The following is a 19,145-nucleotide window of genomic DNA, read 5'->3' on the forward strand; positions in this document are numbered from 1 at the left end:
GGGAAACTAAATTAACAAACTAAGAATAAATTGCGCTAGATCAATATCTAAAACTGGCAAATGGTATGCGAAACCGCGTAAATTGTTGCAGATCAAGATGGCGGGATGACGACATTTTCGCTATAAATTGATCACTGTCGAGAAACGTAAATAACTCTAAGCAATTACCTGTTTATTGTAGGGAAATTGCAGGGTAATATATTTGCGGATTATTTTGGGTTTTTATTAACGTGTTTGTAACCTTTCATCCTTCTTTGTTACATGTAAATAAAGTTAACGAAGGGATGAAGTCTGGAAGCTAATGTTTTTGTATTAGGGCATGCGTTGTGGTGAACCTCAGGGTGAACCATGGTCGAAGTCTTCATGCGAAGAGCAAGGAGTCAAGATGTTGGATATTGTCGAACTGTCGCGCTTACAGTTTGCCTTGACCGCGATGTACCACTTCCTGTTTGTGCCACTGACGCTTGGTATGGCGTTCTTGCTGGCCATAATGGAAACGGTTTACGTCTTGTCAGGTAAACAAATTTATAAAGATATGACCAAGTTCTGGGGCAAGTTGTTTGGTATCAACTTTGCTCTGGGTGTGGCCACTGGTTTAACCATGGAGTTCCAGTTTGGTACAAACTGGTCATATTATTCACACTACGTGGGTGACATTTTTGGTGCACCTTTGGCCATCGAAGGCCTGATGGCGTTCTTCCTTGAATCCACTTTTGTTGGTTTATTCTTCTTTGGTTGGGATCGCCTCGGTAAAGTTCAACACATGGCGGTGACCTGGCTGGTAGCGCTTGGCTCCAACCTCTCTGCTCTGTGGATTCTGGTCGCGAACGGTTGGATGCAAAACCCAATTGCTTCTGACTTCAACTTTGAAACCATGCGTATGGAGATGGTGAGCTTCTCCGAACTGGTATTGAACCCAGTTGCTCAGGTTAAATTCGTTCACACCGTGGCTTCTGGCTACGTGTGCGGTGCGATGTTCATCCTCGGCGTCAGCTCCTACTACTTGCTTAAAGGCCGCGATGTTGCATTTGCTAAGCGTTCTTTTGCAATCGCAGCAAGCTTCGGTATGGCGGCAATCCTGTCTGTCATCGTGCTGGGTGATGAATCCGGTTACGAAATGGGTGACGTACAGAAAACCAAACTGGCCGCAATTGAAGCCGAGTGGGAAACTCAACCCGCTCCTGCAGCCTTTACGCTGTTTGGTATTCCTGACCAGGACAAGCAAGAAAACCACTTCGCGATTCAAATTCCTTACGCGTTGGGCATCATTGCCACCCGTTCTGTGGATACGCCAGTTATCGGTCTGAAAGATCTGATGGTGCAACACGAAGAACGTATTCGTAACGGGATGAAGGCTTATAGCCTGCTGGAACAGTTACGCGCAGGTTCTAATGACCAGGCAGTTCGCGATGACTTTAATGCTATCAAGAAAGACCTGGGTTACGGTCTGCTACTGAAACGCTATACCCCGAACGTCTCCGACGCGACGGAAGAGCAGATTCAGAAAGCAACGAAAGACTCTATTCCTCGCGTTGCTCCACTGTACTTTGCATTCCGCATCATGGTGGGTTGTGGCTTCCTGATGCTGTTCATCATTGCTGCTTCGTTCTGGACTGTGACTCGTAACGCTATTGGTACGAAAACATGGCTGCTGCGTGCGGCGCTCTATGGCATCCCGTTACCGTGGATTGCGATTGAGTCCGGCTGGTTTGTTGCCGAATACGGTCGTCAACCATGGGCAGTGGGTGAGGTATTGCCGACTGCGGTTGCTAACTCCTCTCTGACCGTGGGCGATCTGATCTTCTCCATGGTATTGATTTGCGGCCTTTACACGCTGTTTATGGTGGCGGAACTGTTCCTGATGTTCAAATTTGCTCGCCTTGGGCCGAGCAGTCTGAAAACAGGTCGCTATCACTTTGAGCAGTCCAATGTGGCTTCTCAGCCGGCACGCTAAGACAGGAGTCGTCAAATGATCGATTATGAAGTATTACGTTTTATATGGTGGCTGCTGATTGGCGTTCTGCTGATTGGTTTTGCAGTCACTGATGGCTTTGATATGGGCGTAGGTATGCTGTCCCGTATCATTGGCCGTACAGACGTTGAACGCCGCATTATGGTTAACTCCATCGCCCCTCACTGGGATGGTAACCAGGTCTGGCTTATCACCGCAGGTGGCGCATTATTCGCCGCCTGGCCAATGGTTTACGCGGCTGCGTTCTCCGGCTTCTATGTGGCGATGATTCTGGTACTGGCTTCATTGTTCTTCCGTCCGGTAGGCTTTGACTACCGTTCGAAGATTGAAGACATGCGCTGGCGTAACATGTGGGACTGGGGCATTTTCATCGGTAGCTTCGTTCCACCGTTAGTCATTGGTGTTGCTTTCGGTAACCTGTTACAGGGTGTCCCGTTCAACGTTGATGAATATCTGCGTCTGTACTACACCGGTAACTTCTTCCAGTTGCTGAATCCGTTTGGCCTGTTGGCAGGTATCGTGAGTGTCTCGATGATCCTGGCTCAGGGGGCAACTTACCTGCAAATGCGTACTGTGGGTGAATTGCACCTTCGTGCCAAAGCTGCGGCGCAATTATCAGCGCTGGTGATGATGGTGTGCTTCGCACTGGCCGGTGTTTGGGTGATGTACGGCATTGATGGTTACGTTGTGACTTCAGAGTTGAACCACCACGCTGCATCGAATCCGCTGACTAAAGAAGTTGCACGTCAGGCAGGTGCCTGGATGGTGAACTTCAACAATATGCCGATTCTGTGGCTCATCCCGGCTCTGGGTGTGGTTCTGCCACTGTTCACTGTGCTGATGTCCCGCATGGAAAAAGGTGCGATGGCATTTGTGTTCTCTTCATTGACTCTGGCGTGTGTCATCCTGACTGCTGGTGTGGCGATGTTCCCGTTCGTGATGCCTTCAAGCACCATGTTGAACGCTAGCCTGACAATGTGGGATGCGACATCCAGTCAGCTGACGCTGAACGTGATGACCTTTGTTGCTGCGGTCTTCGTACCGATCGTTCTTGGTTACACCATCTGGTGTTACTGGAAAATGTTCGGTCGAATCACCAAAGAACATATCGAAAGCAACACCCACTCTCTGTACTAAGTAAGGAGCTGATTATGTGGTACTTTGCATGGATTCTGGGGACGCTTCTTGCCTGTGCTTTCGGCATCATCACCGCCCTGGCACTTGAGCACGTAGAAGCTGCTAAAGCCGGTAAAGAAGAAATTTGATGGAAGGAATTATCGCAAAGCTATATGCGGTAATGGATAAGAGCCCTTTAAGGGCTCTTTCCTTGATCATGGCATTAATTCTGGCCGGTTGTATGTTTTGGGACCCATCCCGCTTCGCGGCGAAAACCAGTGAGCTGGCAATCTGGCATGGTTTTTTGCTGATGTGGGCGGTGTGCGCCGGTGTGATACATGGGGTGGGTTTTCGCCCTCGTAAGGTGCTGTGGCAAGGCGTTTTTAGTCCGTTGCCCGCGCAATTAGTCCTCTTAGCTGGACTGGTAATTTTCTTCTTCTGATGATTCTTTAACCTCAAAGTTTTTACACATATTTTATGGGCTTTAACAAGCCCATAAAATATTTACCTAACGTTTAGTGCTACCCATTCCCAACCCCCATCCTCTTGCGTATAGTAGCAACGTTTAATTGCATTACCGGGATGTAAAGTGAGTACAACGCTGTTTCGATGGCCGGTTCGTGTCTACTACGAAGATACCGACGCCGGTGGTGTGGTTTACCACGCCAGTTATGTTGCTTTTTATGAAAGAGCACGCACTGAGATGCTGCGCCATCACAACTTTAATCAACAAGATTTGTTGGCGGATCGCGTCGCTTTTGTCGTTCGCAGGATGACAGTCGACTACCTTGCGCCTGCCCGACTTGACGATTTACTCGAAATCCAAAGTGAAATTACATCGATGCGTGGTACCTCTATGGTATTTACACAGCGAATCGTCAATGCCGATAATCAGGCACTCAACGAAGCTGAGGTTCTGATCGTCTGTGTTGATCCACATCTAATGAAGCCTCGTGCGCTTCCCAAGTCTATTGTCGCGGAGTTCAAGCAGTGACTGACATGAATATCCTTGATTTGTTCCTGAAGGCTAGCCTTCTGGTCAAATTTATCATGTTGATTTTGATTGGTTTTTCCATTGCATCATGGGCAATCATTATTCAGCGAACGCGAATCCTCAATGCTGCTACTCGTGAAGCAGAAGCGTTTGAAGATAAGTTCTGGTCGGGCATTGAATTGTCCCGTCTCTATCAAGAAAGCCAGGGCCGCCGTGACAATCTTGCTGGTTCTGAACAAATCTTCTATTCAGGCTTTAAAGAGTTTGCCCGACTGCACCGTGCTAATACACATGCACCTGAAGCAGTCGTTGAAGGGGCATCTCGTGCCATGCGTATTTCCATGAGCCGTGAGCTGGAAACGCTGGAAACACATATTCCATTCCTCGGAACGGTCGGTTCCATCAGCCCGTATATCGGTCTGTTTGGTACGGTTTGGGGGATCATGCATGCCTTTATCGCACTGGGTGCGGTAAAACAAGCAACCCTACAAATGGTTGCTCCAGGTATCGCAGAAGCACTGATTGCAACCGCAATTGGTTTGTTCGCTGCAATCCCTGCGGTTATGGCGTATAACCGCCTGAACCAACGTGTGAACAAACTGGAATTGAATTACGACAACTTCATGGAAGAGTTCACGGCTATCCTGCACCGTCAGGCTTTTACCAGCAGCGATAAGCAGTAAGGGGTAATTCATGGCCAGACGTGGACGTGGGCGTGGTCGTCGGGAATTAAAGTCCGAAATTAACATCGTTCCTCTGCTAGACGTACTGTTGGTGCTGTTGCTCATTTTCATGGCGACAGCTCCTATTATTACGCAAAGCGTTGAGGTTGATTTACCGGATGCGACAGATTCGCAAACGGTGAGTAGTAACGATGAACCGCCGGTCATTATTGAAGTGTCCGGGGTAGGGCAGTACAGCGTGGTGGTTGAGAAAGATCGTATGGACCAGTTGCCGTCTGAGCAGGTTGTTGCGGAAGCACAACGTCGTTTGCAGGCAAATCCCAAAACGGTCTTTTTGATCGGTGGTGCTAAAGATGTTCCTTATGAGGAAATTATTAAGGCACTTAACCTACTGCATAGTGCAGGGGTGAAATCCGTCGGTCTGATGACGCAGCCAATCTGATCCATCTCGCTATATTTGGGAACCGATAGTGTCAAAGGCAACCATAGAAAACGATAAGCTCAAGCGCGCGATAATCGTCTCAGTGATCCTGCATATCCTCTTGATTGCAGTCCTGATTTGGAGTTCGTTTGACGAGCACATCGACGCCAGTGCTGGCGGCGGTGGAGGTTCGGCTATTGACGCGGTCATGGTCGACCCAGGTGCTGTTGTTCAGCAGTACAATCGCGAGCAACAACAGCAGGCGAGTAGCAAACGTGCGGCAGAGCAGCGCGAGAAACAAGCGCAACAACAGGCTGAAGAGCTTCAGGAAAAACAGGCTGCTGAACAACAGCGTCTGAAGCAACTGGAGAAAGAACGCCTCGAAGCGCAGGAACAAGCGAAGCAACAAGCGGAGCAGCAGAAACAAGCGCAAGAAGCAGCTAAAGAAGCGCAAGAGCAACAGAAGCAAGCAGAAGCCGCAGCGGCGAAAGCCAAAGCAGACGCAAAAGCTCAAGCTGATGCCCAGGCGAAGGCTGCGGAAGAAGCCGCGAAGAAAGCTGCTGCGGATGCGCAGAAGAAAGCAACTGAAGAGGCGGCTAAACAGGCCGCTGATGCAGAGAAGAAAGCCGCAGCCGTCGCTCTTGCTGCGGCTAAAAAAGCGCAGCAAGAAGCTGAGAAGAAAGCTGCGGAAGAAGCCGCTAAGAAAGCTCAACAAGACGCAGAGAAGAAAGCGACTGCTGAAGCTGCTAAAAAAGCAGCTGCCGCAGAAAAGGCTGCTGCTGCGAAAGAGGCTGCGGCAGAAAAAGCAGCTTCTGATAAAGCCGCAGCTGATAAGGCTGCCGCTGCAAAAGCTGCCGCTGATAAAAAAGCGGCTGCAGATGCTAAGAAAAAAGCTGCTGCTGATAAAGCCGCGGCCGATAAGGCAGCAGCTGCAGGTGTTGACGATCTATTCGGCGATTTAAGCTCAGGTAAGAATGCGCCGAAATCTGGGGCAGGGGCGAAAGGTAATAGCGCAGCTGCCGCAGGGAAAGGGAATAATAAAAATAGTGGCGCTTCTGGTGCTGAAATCAATGGTTACGCAGGGCAGATAAAAGCCGCAATTGAGAGCAAGTTTTACCAGGACCCTGCCTTTAGCGGCAAGACCTGCTCATTGCGCATAAAACTGGCTCCTGATGGCCTGTTACTTGATATCAAATCAGAAGGCGGTGACCCGGCTCTTTGTCAGGCTGCCATCGCGGCAGCGCGTCTGGCGAAGATTCCGAAGCCGCCTAGCCAGGACGTTTATGAAGTTTTCAAAAACGCGCCTATCGACTTTAAGCCACAGTAAAATTTTCCTCGCGAAAGTGAGGAAAACTAACCAGGCTGTGTCACAGGGTTTTGGTAGTTTTGTGTATTTGAGTTTGTTAACATTCTGCTAAATTATCGTGGGCTTTGGGTCCAGATAAGGGAGATATGATGAAGCAGGCATTTCGAGTAGCTTTAAGTTTCTTAATGCTGTGGGCAGCAGTACTGCACGCAGAAGTTCGTATTGAAATCACCCAAGGGGTGGATTCAGCACGTCCAATTGGTGTGGCGCCATTCAAATGGGCAGGTCCAGGTGCAGCACCAGAAGATATCGGCGGCATCGTTGCTGCTGACTTACGTAACAGTGGTAAATTCAATCCATTGGACCGTTCACGTTTACCGCAGCAACCTGGCTCCGCTCAGGAAGTGCAACCGGCCGCGTGGACAGCTCTGGGTATTGATGCCGTTGTCGTCGGTCAGGTCACACCAAACGGTGATGGCAGCTATACCGTTGCGTACCAGTTGGTTGATACCTCTGGAGCGCCAGGTACTGTGCTGGCACAGAACTCCTACAAAGTGAACAAACAATGGCTTCGTTATGCCGGTCATACCGCGAGCGATGAAGTGTTTGAGAAGCTGTCGGGTATCAAGGGTGCATTCCGTACGCGTATTGCTTACGTCGTGCAGACTAACGGCGGCCAGTTCCCGTATGAACTGCGTGTCTCTGATTACGATGGCTACAACCAGTTTGTTGTACACCGTTCTCCGCAGCCGTTGATGTCACCAGCTTGGTCCCCAGATGGTAGCAAACTGGCTTACGTTACATTTGAAAGTGGTCGCTCAGCGCTGGTTATCCAGACTCTGGCGAATGGCGCTGTGCGTCAGGTAGCTTCTTTCCCACGTCATAACGGTGCGCCAGCCTTCTCTCCAGACGGCAGCAAACTGGCGTTCGCATTGTCTAAAACCGGCAGTTTGAACCTGTATGTAATGGATATAGGTTCAGGCCAAATTCGTCAGGTGACTGACGGCCGTAGCAACAACACCGAACCAACCTGGTTCCCGGATAGCCAGAACCTGGCTTACACCTCCGATCAGGCAGGTCGTCCACAGATTTATAAAGTGAATGTTAATGGCGGTGCTCCACAACGTATTTCCTGGGAAGGTTCTCAGAACCAGGATTCCGATGTGAGTTCCGACGGCAAGTTTATGGTGATGGTGAGCTCCAATGGTGGGCAACAACATATCGCCAAACAGGATCTGGTAGCGGGTGGCGTACAAACATTGTCGTCAACGTTCCTGGATGAAACGCCAAGTCTGGCACCTAACGGCACGATGGTAATCTACAGCTCTTCTCAGGGGATGGGATCTGTGCTGAATCTGGTCTCAACAGATGGGCGTTTCAAAGCGCGTCTTCCGGCAACCGATGGTCAGGTCAAATTCCCTGCCTGGTCGCCGTATCTGTGATAATAAAATATTAAAGGATCAAAGAAATGCAACTGAACAAAGTGCTGAAAGGGCTGATGCTGGCACTGCCTGTAATGGCAATCGCTGCGTGTAGTTCTAACAAGAGCGCCAACAACGAGAGCGGCGAAGGTATGCTGGGCGCCGGCACTGGTATGGACGCTAACGGTAGCAATGGCAACATGTCATCTGAAGAACAGGCTCGCCTGCAGATGCAACAACTGCAACAGAACAACATCGTATACTTCGGTCTGGACAAATATGATGTGAGCTCTGAATTTGCTGCAATGCTGGATGCACACGCAAACTTCCTGCGTAGCAACCCATCTTACAAAGTGACCGTAGAAGGTCATGCGGACGAACGTGGTACCCCGGAATACAACATCTCCTTGGGTGAGCGTCGTGCTAGCGCTGTTAAGATGTACCTGCAAGGTAAAGGCGTTTCTGCAGACCAGATCTCCATCGTTTCTTACGGTAAAGAAAAACCAGCTGTACTGGGTCATGACGAAGCGGCTTACGCTAAAAACCGTCGTGCCGTACTGGTTTACTAAGAGAACAGCATGAACAGTAACCTCAGACATCACTTGTTGAGTCTGTCGTTACTGGTTGGCATAGCGGCCCCTTGGGCCGCTACTGCTCAGGCGCCAATCAGTAGTGTCGGCTCAGGCTCGGTCGAAGACCGTGTCACTCAACTCGAGCGTATTTCTAACGCTCACAGTCAACTTTTAACCCAACTCCAGCAGCAACTCTCTGATAACCAAAATGATATTGATTCCCTGCGTGGTCAAATTCAGGAAAGCCAATACCAATTGAATCAAGTTGTTGAGCGTCAGAAGCAAATTTTATTGCAGATTGACAGTCTCGGCAGTGGTGCTGCGGCAGGGCAAGCAGCGGGTGCCGCTGATCAAGGTGCAGCAACTACCGCTGCACCGGATGCTGGTGCTGCGGCTAGCGCACCGGCAACAGCAGCCCCTGCGCAGGGTGGTGACGCTAACAGTGACTACAATGCGGCTATTGCCATGGTGCAGGATAAGTCCCGCCAGGACGAAGCCATTGCAGCATTTCAAAGTTTCATTAAGCAGTACCCGGATTCAACCTATCAGCCAAATGCCAATTACTGGCTCGGTCAGTTGAATTACAACAAAGGTAAAAAGGATGATGCGGCGTTTTATTTTGCCTCCGTGGTGAAAAATTACCCGAAATCGCCTAAAGCTCCAGATGCAATGTTTAAAGTCGGTGTGATCATGCAAGACAAAGGCGATACCGCCAAAGCGAAAGCTGTCTATCAACAAGTGATCAAACAGTTCCCAAATACCGATGGCGCAAAGCAGGCACAAAAACGTCTGAATGCGATGTAGTGTGTACGGTCTGACCAGATATCGCTGCTTTTCTGGTCAAGCCGGACGAAACACGAGCCATTAGGTGATCTTGATCGAAATTCTTGTTGCGTCAAAATCTTAAATCAGTAATATATGCCGCCGTTGCCAAGGGATATCACACAAACCCGAAGTGACTCGAAATTGGGTCGTTAGCTCAGTTGGTAGAGCAGTTGACTTTTAATCAATTGGTCGCAGGTTCGAATCCTGCACGACCCACCAATTTCGAAGTAGTAACCGCATTGCGGGGCGTTAGCTCAGTTGGTAGAGCAGTTGACTTTTAATCAATTGGTCGCAGGTTCGAATCCTGCACGCCCCACCAATTCAGATGCAGTAAGCGTTTGAAGAAGCAGTAAACCGCACAGCGGGTCGTTAGCTCAGTTGGTAGAGCAGTTGACTTTTAATCAATTGGTCGCAGGTTCGAATCCTGCACGACCCACCAATTTTTAAAGTAGTACCGAAGTTTGGGTGATTAGCTCAGTTGGTAGAGCACCTCCTTTACACGGAGGGGGTCGGCGGTTCGAGCCCGTCATCACCCACCATTCGGGTCGTTAGCTCAGTTGGTAGAGCAGTTGACTTTTAATCAATTGGTCGCAGGTTCGAATCCTGCACGACCCACCACTTTAAAAGTGGAATGCAGTAAGTTAATCGTGAAGGGTTTGAACCTGCAGCAGGTTCGAGTGGAGCGTAAGCGACACAGCGTTGCAAAGCAACGACCCGAAGGGTGAGGCCAAAGGCCGAGTCATCCTGCACGACCCACCAATGTAGAAAGGCGCCCTAAAGGCGCCTTTTTGCTATCTGTCATTCAGCCTTGAAGTTAAATTCCTCACGACAATCCAGTCATAATTCGCTATCTTGTTTAGCATACAAAACAACCTTAGCCGTTTCTGGTCGGTCTTCATCAGAAAAGTGCTAATTTGGTTAAGTCAGTCAAACGAGAAAGCACTATGAGCGTAATGTTCGATCCAGAAACAGCGATTTATCCATTCCCACCTAAACCACAGCCTTTGAGCTCGGACGAAAAGCAATTTTATCGCGAGAAAATCAAGCGTCTGCTGAAAGAGCGGAACGCTGTGATGGTGGCTCACTACTATACCGACCCAGAAATCCAGGCTCTGGCAGAAGAGACGGGCGGCTGTATCTCTGATTCCCTCGAGATGGCACGCTTTGGGGCAAATCATCCTGCCACCACGCTGTTGGTGGCAGGGGTTCGCTTCATGGGGGAAACGGCGAAAATCCTGAGCCCGGAAAAAACCATTCTGATGCCCACCCTGCACGCAGAATGTTCTTTGGATCTCGGTTGCCCAATTGAAGAATTTAACGCCTTCTGCGATCAACACCCCGACCGCACGGTGGTCGTCTATGCTAATACTTCTGCAGCGGTCAAAGCGCGCGCTGATTGGGTTGTGACTTCCAGTATTGCGGTTGAATTAATTGAACATCTCGACAGTCTTGGCGAGAAAATCATTTGGGCGCCTGATAAGCACCTTGGCAGTTATGTACAAAAGCAAACAGGCGCAGATGTATTGTGCTGGCAGGGCGCATGTATTGTGCATGACGAATTTAAAACTCAGGCGTTAACGCGCATGAAAGCGCTCTATCCGGATGCCGCAGTTCTGGTACACCCGGAATCGCCGCAAGCCGTAGTAGATTTGGCAGATGCTGTCGGTTCAACCAGTCAGCTGATTGCAGCGGCGCAAACGCTGCCGAATAAACAACTGATTGTGGCGACCGATCGCGGCATTTTCTACAAGATGCAGCAGGCGTGTCCGGATAAAGAATTGTTTGAAGCACCGACGGCGGGCGAAGGTGCCACTTGCCGCACCTGTGCTCATTGTCCGTGGATGGCGATGAACGGCCTTAAAGCTATCGCTGAGGGACTGGAGCAGGGCGGGGGGGAGCATGAGATTCATGTTGATGCTGCGCTGCGTGAAGGCGCTCTGGTGCCTTTAAATCGAATGCTCGATTTTGCAGCCGAGTTGCGACGCAATATTAAGGGTAACGTGTAAGTATTTTATTCCCGTTATGTTGGGTATACGTTCAGGAGCGAATATGGATTATTTAAGCACACAGAACATTTTGGTACACATACCCATCGGGACGGGTGGATATGATTTATCGTGGATTGAAGCGATTGGTACCCTGGCGGGTTTACTGTGTATCTGGTTGGCGAGTTTAGAAAAAATCAGTAATTACGCATTTGGTTTAATCAACGTTACGTTTTTTGCGATTATTTTCTTCCAAATCCAGCTTTACGCGAGCCTATTGCTCCAGCTGTTTTTCTTTGTGGCCAATATTTACGGTTGGTATGCATGGTCAAGGCAGACGAGCGACAATCAGGCCGCACTCCATATTCGTTGGTTACCTTTGCCCAAAGCATTTGCCTGGATTGCAATCTGTGTGGGTGCGATTGGGTTGATGACCGTATTTATCGATCCCGTCTTTGCATTTCTGACCCGGGCAGCTGTTTCCGTGATGCAGACACTGGGCCTAAATGTGACGATGCCGGAGCTTCAGCCCGATGCGTTCCCGTTCTGGGACTCCTGTATGATGGTGTTGTCGATTGTGGCGATGATATTGATGACTCGCAAATACGTCGAAAACTGGTTGCTGTGGGTTATCGTTAACGTTATCAGCGTGGTGATTTTTGCCTTACAGGGTGTCTACGCAATGTCACTCGAATATTTGATTCTCACGTTTATTGCGCTCAACGGTAGTCGCATGTGGATCAACAGTGCGCGTGAGCGTGGCTCACGCGCCTTGTCTTAATCAGTGATGATGATGAGCATGATCGTGGTGGTCATGCTCATTTAAATCACAATCCTGGCCGTGGCAAAGCTGATATTCCATTTGCACTGTGGCGTGTTCAATCTGATATTCATCTTTTAGAAAATGGTGGATGCGTTCTAGCAGAGCGTCGTGATCGTGCGGTGGCACGACCTGAACATGCAGTGTCATTAGCGGTTTCTCGCCCACCAGCCAGATATGCACGTGGTGAACGTTGCGGACTTCAGGAATCGTTCTAATCAGCCTGCGTTGCAAAACGGCAATATCAATGGCATTAGGCGCGCCTTCGAGAAGTTCATTCACGCTCTCTTTGAGTAAATTCCACGCGCTGCGTAACACCAGGCATGAAACCAGAATTGAAAGTATAGGGTCAATAGGTGTCCAGCCTGTCCACAAAATAATGAGCGCCGCGGCGATGGCGCCAACTGAACCTAACAAATCACCCAGCACATGCAGAGCTGCAGCACGCACGTTGATATTTTTTTCTTCATTTCCGCGATGCAATATCCAGAACGAAAACAGATTTGCCAGTAACCCTGCAAACGCAATGATCAGCATCGTCCAACCAGCGATAGGCTGCGGGTGATAAAAACGTACGATCGCTTCCCAGACAATCAAAACCGTAATCACTACCAGAGCAATGGCATTCACGAAGGCTGCAAGTGTGGTCAACCGGAGCCAGCCGAAAGTATGGCGGGCATTAGGTGGTCGACGAGCAAACTGTACTGCCATCAGCGCGACCAGCAACGCTGCTGCGTCAGTCAACATATGTCCGGCATCAGCAAGTAAGGCAAGCGACCCTGAAATTACCCCTCCGACGACTTCAGCCACCATAAATAGCGCCGTGACAATAAACGCCCAGAACAGGCGTTTGGAGTTGGAATTCTCTGAGGAATGTTGATGTGAATGCGCCATGGTTTCTCTGTTTTTGATAAGCAACAATGTGCTAATTATAACCACTAAAGCTGTTTAACTTATTGAATAAAACTCATAAAAAAGGAGAGCCTAAGCTCCCCCTGGTTTTTTACCGGGATGATTTTACTGTGACGTTCCATCCACTTTGGTATTCACGTCATCTCCGCTACCGGTTTCAACTTTTTGGTTGGTGTCCGGACACTTACCGTCTTTACACATCGAATTTTTGTGAATTTCATCTTTGGTCATGCCATCGTGGGTCATACCGCTATTGCTGGTTGAGCCATTTGGATGGAGCATAGTACCGCCGTCGTTGATATTGCTGTTATCAACACCTTTGGGCGCGATGTTCTGATTCGCATCAGGAGCGACCTGGCCTGCTTCAGCGCTTGCATTCGCCTGGCCGTTATTCATGCCGCTTGTCTCGGCAGCCAAAGCTGCACCGCTGGCAAGGGTGAGTGTTGCTGTCAGGAATAAAGTCGTTAATTTGTTCATTATGATGCTCCTGTTATGGTCGTTATTGCTGGATAACTTCTTCCAACAGTGCATGGGTTTTATTCTGATTAAATTATTTCTATCGGCGATACTTGCCGGCATTGAGTACCTAATCAGAATACAATTTTGCTAAATTGCGACTTTCTAGTGTTTACAATTAAAAATTGTAGTGGGAAACCGAGTTTTTACCATTTATTGACCGCTTTTAGGTCATTTCCAGGAATATTCCGCCTGAAGTGTAAAAGCCCGTTTACACTTCAGGCTTGAAGCGATAGATTGAAGGGATTGCAACTAAGCTAAATCTAAAGGCCATTCCCGGAAATATCATGAATTATCAGAACGACGACTTACGCATCAAAGAAATCAACGAACTTCTGCCTCCAGTAGCGCTGCTCGAAAAATTCCCTGCCACTGAAAATGCAGCCGCAACGGTAGCTGGCGCGCGCAAAGCGATTCATAAAATTCTGAAAGGAAATGATGATCGTCTGCTGGTTGTCATCGGCCCTTGCTCAATTCACGACGTTAAAGCGGCGAAAGAGTATGGTGCACGCTTGCTGACACTGCGTGAAGAATTGCAAGACGAGCTGGAAATTGTTATGCGTGTTTACTTCGAAAAACCACGCACGACAGTGGGCTGGAAAGGCCTTATTAACGATCCTCAAATGGATAACAGCTTCCAAATCAACGATGGCCTGCGCATTGCACGTAAGTTGTTGTTAGATATCAACGACTCTGGCCTTCCGGCTGCGGGCGAGTTCTTAGATATGATTACCCCGCAGTATCTGGCGGACTTGATGAGCTGGGGTGCCATTGGTGCACGTACTACAGAATCTCAGGTTCACCGTGAACTGGCATCAGGTTTGTCATGTCCGGTTGGTTTCAAAAATGGCACAGATGGCACAATGAAAGTGGCGATTGACGCAATCAATGCTGCGGGTGCGCCACACTGCTTCCTGTCTGTGACGAAATGGGGCCACTCTGCCATCGTTAACACCAGTGGTAATGGCGACTGCCATATCATTCTGCGTGGCGGTAAAGAGCCAAACTACAGTGCAGCACACGTTGCTCAGGTTAAAACCGATCTGCAAAAAGCGGGGCTGCCAGCCCAGGTCATGATTGATTTCAGTCATGCCAACAGCAGCAAGCAGTTTAAGAAACAGCTGGAAGTCAGCACCGATGTTTGTCAGCAAATCGCTGGTGGTGATAAAGCCATTACCGGCGTGATGATTGAAAGTCACCTGGTTGAAGGCAATCAGAGCCTGGAAAGCGGCGAGCCGTTGGTTTACGGCAAGAGTGTTACCGATGCATGTATCGGTTGGGAAGACACTGAAACTGTGTTGCGCCAGCTAGCGGATGCCGTTAAAGCCCGTCGCGGGTAACTTCTTGCACAGCACCAATAAAAAAGGCGTGGTTTTTACCACGCCTTTTTCACATCTAACGAATTACTTCGCTTTACCCTGGTTTGCTACCGCAGCGGCTTTTGCTGCAATTTCATCAGCATTACCCAGATAGTAGCGCTTCAGCGGTTTGAAGTTCTCGTCGAACTCATACACCAATGGCACGCCAGTTGGGATATTCAGCTCAAGAATTTCTTCTTCGCTCAGGTTATCAAGGAATTTCACCAGCGCACGCAGGGAGTTACCGTGAGCCGCAACAATGACGCGCTCGCCGCTTTTCATGCGTGGCAGAATGGATTCGTTCCAGTAAGGGATAACGCGATCGATAGTCAGTGCCAGGCTTTCAGTTACTGGCAACTCTTTATCAGTCAGGCTTGCATAACGTGGGTCATGGCCTGGGAAACGTTCGTCATCACGAGTCAGCTCTGGAGGCGTGATCGCAAAGCCACGACGCCATTGTTTAACTTGCTCATCACCGTATTTTTCTGCGGTTTCTGCTTTGTTCAGACCCTGCAATGCACCGTAGTGACGCTCATTGAGCTTCCAGGATTTTTCAACCGGCAGCCAGGCCTGGTCCAGTTCATCGAGGATGTTCCACAGTGTATGGATGGCACGTTTCAGCACAGAAGTGTAAGCAAAGTCGAAGGAGTAGCCTTCGTCTTTCAGTAATTTACCTGCCGCTTTCGCTTCAGATTCACCTTTCTCAGATAGATCAACGTCATACCAACCGGTGAAACGGTTTTCGTTGTTCCACTGGCTTTCACCGTGACGAACCAGAACCAGCTTAGTAACAGCCATAGTTTACTCCTTAATAAGCCTGCGATTAATGATAACGATTATCATTATATTGCCGCAAAGGGGCGAGCGGCAATGCTAATCGTTTAACATAGCGAAAAAGAGTGTGGAGTGTAAGGTGGATGTGAATGGTTGTTATATTTTTGTCGCTAAATGGCGGGAAATCCAGCGATTCGAAGAAGAATCACCCTCCCAGGGGGAGGGTGGGGAACTTATAGCGGAATGAATTCGTATTCCGTAATACTCAGATATTCTTCATTAGGCTGTAACCAACAATCGGGTTGTGGCCATTCCGGATGATTTGGGCTGTCAGGCAGGAATTCGCTTTCCAGCGCCAGGCCTTGATATGCGCGGTAAGTCCCTTGCTCCCGAGCAGGCGTCCCATCCAGATAATTACCGCTGTAAAACTGTAATGCAGGTGCAGTCGTGTAGACCGTCATTTGCAGTTTATTATCGCTCGACCAGAGGTGTGCTGCCGGTTGGCTGGCATCGCCCTGTGCCTGCAACAAGAACGCATGATCGTAACCTTTCACCAGCACCTGATCGTTATCACTCAGGAAGTCATCAGCGATGGTTTTCACCGTGCGGAAATCAAAACTGGTGCCTTCCACATCTTTAAGCCCAGCCTGTGGAATGCCGTTGCCGTCCACGGGTAAATAGCTATCAGCCAGAAGTTGCAGGCGATGCTGACGAATATCGTTTTGCTGACCATCAAGGTTGAAGTAGGCGTGGTTGGTCAGATTAACCGGGCATGCTTTGCTTGTTTTAGCGCGAAACTCAACAGTGATGCAGTTATCTTCGGTGAGCGCATAGCGTGCCGTTGCACGCAACTCGCCGGGATAACCCTGGTCGCCATCCTGGGAATCCAGGGTGTACAGCACTTCGTGTTCGTTCTGGCGCACAATACGCCAGCGACGTTTGTCGAAGCCGTCAGGCCCGCCATGTAGCTGATGTGCGCCTTGGTTAGCCGTCACGCTAACGGTTACGCCATCAAGGCTAAACGTGCTGTTTGCAATCCTGTTGGCATAGCGCCCAACCGTTGCTCCCAGATAAGCCGACTGATTCAAATAATCTTCCGGTGTTTCACAGCCGAGCAACGTTTCGCGCACGGAACCGTCTTTCATCGGCACACGACACGACAGCAAAGTCGCGCCCCAGTCCATGACCGAGACCACTAATCCTGCACTATTGCGCAGGGTGGAAATGCGGAATGGCTGCCCGTCAGGAGCGAGCTGTGGCGTTTCTTTTAGCATTGACCCGCGCCCTCCGAAGCTTTGCAGACATAGAAGGTTTCTTTGATGCCCGTTTTCGCTTCGTACTGTTTTGCGACGGCTTGCTGCACCGCTGGAACCAAATCTTCCGGGATAAGCGCAACAATACAACCACCGAAACCGCCACCGGTCATACGCACACCGCCTTTATCGCCGATAGTGGCTTTGACGATTTCAACTAATGTGTCGATCTGCGGTACGGTAATTTCGAAATCGTCGCGCATAGAAGCGTGAGATTCAGCCATTAGCTCGCCCATACGGTGAAGGTCACCTTTTGCCAGTGCATCAGCGGCTTCAACGGTGCGGATATTTTCGGTCAGTACGTGGCGCACACGTTTAGCGACAATCGGATCCAGTTCGTGAGCCACAGCGTTGAATTTGGACAGTTCCACATCACGCAACGCTTTCTGAGTAAAGAAGCGCGCGCCGGTTTCGCATTGCTGGCGGCGGGTGTTGTATTCGCTGCCCACCAGCGTGCGTTTGAAGTTACTGTTGATGATGACAACGGCCACGCCTTTTGGCATTGAAACCGCTTTGGTGCCAAGCGTGCGGCAATCGATCAGCAGCGCGTGATCTTTTTTACCTAACGCGGAGATCAGCTGATCCATGATCCCACAGTTACAACCAACAAACTGGTTTTCTGCTTCCTGGCCATTCAGGGCAATTTGTGAACCATCAAGTGACAGGTGATAAAGCTTCTGGAACACCGTACCCACAGCCACTTCAAGTGAAGCCGATGAGCTAAGTCCTGCGCCTTGTGGCACGTTACCGCTGATCACCAAATCAGCGCCGCCAAAGTTTTTATCACGCTTTTGTAGATGTTTAACCACACCGCGAACATAGTTGGACCACTGTTGCGTGTCATGGCTCAGAATCGGTTTATCGAGAGAAAACTCATCGGTTTGGTTGTCGTAATCGGCGGCGATCACGCTCACCATGCGGTCATCACGTTTCGCACAACTGATCACAGTTTGGTAGTCGATCGCACAAGGCAGCACAAAACCGTCGTTATAATCGGTGTGTTCGCCAATCAGGTTAACGCGGCCCGGAGCCTGAATCGTATGGGTCGCCGGATAACCAAATTTTTCGGCGAAGATGTGTTGGGTATTATCTTTCAGACTCATTTTTTATTCTCCGGATTGGCGAAAGTGGATATCGGAAACGGCACGCAAGCGTTCTGCGGCTTGCTCTGCGGTTAAATCACGTTGGGTTTCAGCCAGCATTTCGTAGCCGACCATAAATTTACGCACTGTTGCGCTACGCAGCAGCGGTGGATAGAAGTGAGCATGCAACTGCCAGTGGCCATTTTCCTCGCCGTTAAACGGAGCGCCGTGCCAGCCCATGGAATACGGGAATGAGCACTGGAAAAGGTTGTCGTAACGGCTGGTCAGTTTTTTCAGCGCGAGCGCTAAATCACTGCTTTGTTCGGCACTTAAGTCGGTGATGCGCAGGATATGCGTTTTTGGCAGCAACAAGGTTTCGAACGGCCAGGCGGCCCAATAAGGCACCACGGCAATCCAGTGTTCCGTTTCGACCACCGTACGGCTACCGTCTTTCAACTCGCGCTGCGCGTAATCGACCAGCATTGGCGAGCCATTTTTGGCAAAGTATTCGCGTTGTAACACATCTTCACGCGCCACTTCATTTGGCAGGAAGCTGTTTGCCCAAACCTGACCGTGCGGGTGCGGGTTGGAGCAGCCCATCGCTGCACCCTTATTCTCAAAAACCTGTACCCACGGATAGGTTTTCCCTAAATCCGCGGTCTGTTCTTGCCAGGTTTTTACCACTTCTTCCAGCGCAGACACTGAAAGCTGTGGCAATGTTTTACTGTGATCTGGTGAGAAGCAGATAACCCGGCTGGTGCCGCGTGCGCTTTCACAACGCATCAATGGATCGCTGCTTTCTGGCGCATCAGGGGTGTCCGTCATCAACGCAGCAAAATCATTAGTAAAAACAAATGTGCCGGTATATTGCGGATTTTTATCGCCAGTGACACGCGTATTGCCAGGACACAAGAAACAATCCGGATCGTGGGCCGGCAGTGTTTCATTTGACGGCGTTTCCTGCGCCCCTTGCCATGGGCGCTTAGCGCGATGCGGGGACACCAGAATCCATTGTCCGGTCAGTGGGTTATAGCGGCGATGTGGATGATCCACCGGGTTAAACTGCTCCATCACA

20 protein-coding genes, 5 tRNA genes and 1 other RNA gene are annotated in these 19,145 nt (G+C 49.7%); 20 read left to right on the forward strand and 6 right to left on the reverse strand.

All coding sequences use genetic code 11. The features are described from left to right. Window positions 1–385: 385 nt before the first annotated feature. The 19 genes from cydA to pnuC all read left to right on the forward strand — a co-directional run bounded on the left by cydA (window position 386) and on the right by pnuC (window position 12,076). Window positions 386–1,954: a cytochrome ubiquinol oxidase subunit I gene (gene cydA, locus OH773_RS06515; RefSeq protein WP_183269986.1), complete on the forward strand. Its 1,569-nt coding sequence runs from the start codon at window positions 386–388 to the stop codon at window positions 1,952–1,954. 15 nt (window positions 1,955–1,969) lie between these two features. Beyond that, window positions 1,970–3,109 carry a cytochrome d ubiquinol oxidase subunit II gene (gene cydB, locus OH773_RS06520; protein WP_270144107.1) on the forward strand — a complete coding sequence of 380 codons (1,140 nt, stop codon included), beginning with the start codon at window positions 1,970–1,972 and terminating at the stop codon, window positions 3,107–3,109. 14 nt (window positions 3,110–3,123) lie between these two features. After that, window positions 3,124–3,237, forward strand: a complete 114-nt coding sequence (cydX, locus tag OH773_RS06525; protein WP_064512614.1) for a cytochrome bd-I oxidase subunit CydX — start codon at window positions 3,124–3,126, stop codon at window positions 3,235–3,237. Next, entirely contained in the window at window positions 3,237–3,530 is a 294-nt protein-coding gene (ybgE, locus tag OH773_RS06530) for a cyd operon protein YbgE (RefSeq protein WP_270144111.1), read from the forward strand. Before cydX ends, ybgE begins: the two co-directional genes overlap by 1 nt. Before the next feature lie 147 nt (window positions 3,531–3,677). Next, window positions 3,678–4,082: a tol-pal system-associated acyl-CoA thioesterase gene (gene ybgC / locus OH773_RS06535; RefSeq protein ID WP_183269983.1), complete on the forward strand. Its 405-nt coding sequence runs from the start codon at window positions 3,678–3,680 to the stop codon at window positions 4,080–4,082. Beyond that, complete coding sequence (gene tolQ / locus OH773_RS06540; protein ID WP_072009447.1) at window positions 4,079–4,765, forward strand: Tol-Pal system protein TolQ; 687 nt, start codon at window positions 4,079–4,081, stop codon at window positions 4,763–4,765. Before ybgC ends, tolQ begins: the two co-directional genes overlap by 4 nt. Before the next feature lie 10 nt (window positions 4,766–4,775). Beyond that, window positions 4,776–5,207: a colicin uptake protein TolR gene (gene tolR / locus OH773_RS06545; RefSeq protein WP_064544880.1), complete on the forward strand. Its 432-nt coding sequence runs from the start codon at window positions 4,776–4,778 to the stop codon at window positions 5,205–5,207. Between the two features lie 28 nt (window positions 5,208–5,235). Then, the gene (gene tolA / locus OH773_RS06550) at window positions 5,236–6,513 is read left to right on the forward strand and encodes a cell envelope integrity protein TolA (protein WP_183269982.1); all 1,278 of its coding nucleotides are present in this window, start codon (window positions 5,236–5,238) and stop codon (window positions 6,511–6,513) included. A 128-nt stretch (window positions 6,514–6,641) separates the two neighbouring features. Beyond that, a complete protein-coding gene (gene tolB / locus OH773_RS06555; protein WP_064544885.1) occupies window positions 6,642–7,934 on the forward strand; it encodes a Tol-Pal system beta propeller repeat protein TolB in 1,293 nt (430 codons plus the stop codon). Window positions 7,935–7,960: 26 nt separating this feature from the next. Then, complete coding sequence (gene pal, locus OH773_RS06560; RefSeq protein ID WP_064544887.1) at window positions 7,961–8,482, forward strand: peptidoglycan-associated lipoprotein Pal; 522 nt, start codon at window positions 7,961–7,963, stop codon at window positions 8,480–8,482. 9 nt (window positions 8,483–8,491) lie between these two features. Next, entirely contained in the window at window positions 8,492–9,289 is a 798-nt protein-coding gene (gene cpoB, locus OH773_RS06565) for a cell division protein CpoB (RefSeq protein WP_270144121.1), read from the forward strand. 164 nt (window positions 9,290–9,453) lie between these two features. Beyond that, window positions 9,454–9,529: transfer RNA gene (locus OH773_RS06570), tRNA-Lys, on the forward strand. Between the two features lie 24 nt (window positions 9,530–9,553). Beyond that, window positions 9,554–9,629: transfer RNA gene (locus OH773_RS06575), tRNA-Lys, on the forward strand. 44 nt (window positions 9,630–9,673) lie between these two features. Next, a tRNA-Lys gene (locus OH773_RS06580) sits at window positions 9,674–9,749 on the forward strand. Window positions 9,750–9,773: 24 nt separating this feature from the next. Beyond that, window positions 9,774–9,849: transfer RNA gene (locus OH773_RS06585), tRNA-Val, on the forward strand. Between the two features lie 3 nt (window positions 9,850–9,852). Continuing rightward, window positions 9,853–9,928: transfer RNA gene (locus OH773_RS06590), tRNA-Lys, on the forward strand. A 15-nt stretch (window positions 9,929–9,943) separates the two neighbouring features. Next, window positions 9,944–10,069, forward strand: a non-coding RNA gene (locus OH773_RS06595) — RtT sRNA. 185 nt (window positions 10,070–10,254) lie between these two features. Continuing rightward, the gene (gene nadA, locus OH773_RS06600) at window positions 10,255–11,316 is read left to right on the forward strand and encodes a quinolinate synthase NadA (RefSeq protein WP_270144123.1); all 1,062 of its coding nucleotides are present in this window, start codon (window positions 10,255–10,257) and stop codon (window positions 11,314–11,316) included. Window positions 11,317–11,359: 43 nt separating this feature from the next. Then, window positions 11,360–12,076, forward strand: coding sequence for a nicotinamide riboside transporter PnuC (gene pnuC, locus OH773_RS06605; RefSeq protein ID WP_270144125.1), 717 nt, complete (start codon window positions 11,360–11,362; stop codon window positions 12,074–12,076). On the opposite strand, the gene zitB is transcribed toward pnuC, so the two are convergent. Continuing rightward, the gene (gene zitB, locus OH773_RS06610; RefSeq protein ID WP_270144127.1) at window positions 12,077–13,009 is read right to left on the reverse strand and encodes a CDF family zinc transporter ZitB; all 933 of its coding nucleotides are present in this window, start codon (window positions 13,007–13,009) and stop codon (window positions 12,077–12,079) included. A gap of 123 nt (window positions 13,010–13,132) precedes the next feature. Further along, complete coding sequence (locus OH773_RS06615) at window positions 13,133–13,510, reverse strand: YbgS-like family protein (RefSeq protein ID WP_270145710.1); 378 nt, start codon at window positions 13,508–13,510, stop codon at window positions 13,133–13,135. Window positions 13,511–13,830: 320 nt separating this feature from the next. Between OH773_RS06615 and aroG the strand changes: the two genes are divergently transcribed. Further along, window positions 13,831–14,883 carry a 3-deoxy-7-phosphoheptulonate synthase AroG gene (gene aroG, locus OH773_RS06620; RefSeq protein ID WP_270144129.1) on the forward strand — a complete coding sequence of 351 codons (1,053 nt, stop codon included), beginning with the start codon at window positions 13,831–13,833 and terminating at the stop codon, window positions 14,881–14,883. 63 nt (window positions 14,884–14,946) lie between these two features. Here aroG and gpmA read toward each other — a convergent pair whose 3' ends face one another. From gpmA to galT, 4 genes are all read right to left on the reverse strand, one after another. Next, the gene (gpmA, locus tag OH773_RS06625) at window positions 14,947–15,699 is read right to left on the reverse strand and encodes a 2,3-diphosphoglycerate-dependent phosphoglycerate mutase (RefSeq protein WP_183269976.1); all 753 of its coding nucleotides are present in this window, start codon (window positions 15,697–15,699) and stop codon (window positions 14,947–14,949) included. 209 nt (window positions 15,700–15,908) lie between these two features. After that, window positions 15,909–16,949, reverse strand: coding sequence for a galactose-1-epimerase (galM, locus tag OH773_RS06630; RefSeq protein WP_270144131.1), 1,041 nt, complete (start codon window positions 16,947–16,949; stop codon window positions 15,909–15,911). After that, a complete protein-coding gene (gene galK, locus OH773_RS06635; protein ID WP_270144133.1) occupies window positions 16,943–18,091 on the reverse strand; it encodes a galactokinase in 1,149 nt (382 codons plus the stop codon). The genes galM and galK overlap by 7 nt, the downstream gene beginning before the upstream one ends. A gap of 3 nt (window positions 18,092–18,094) precedes the next feature. Continuing rightward, window positions 18,095–19,141 carry a galactose-1-phosphate uridylyltransferase gene (gene galT / locus OH773_RS06640; RefSeq protein WP_270144135.1) on the reverse strand — a complete coding sequence of 349 codons (1,047 nt, stop codon included), beginning with the start codon at window positions 19,139–19,141 and terminating at the stop codon, window positions 18,095–18,097. Window positions 19,142–19,145: the final 4 nt, after the last annotated feature.

It is taken from the genome of Buttiauxella sp. WJP83, from assembly GCF_027594725.1.
GTDB classification, from domain to species: domain Bacteria; phylum Pseudomonadota; class Gammaproteobacteria; order Enterobacterales; family Enterobacteriaceae; genus Buttiauxella; species Buttiauxella selenatireducens.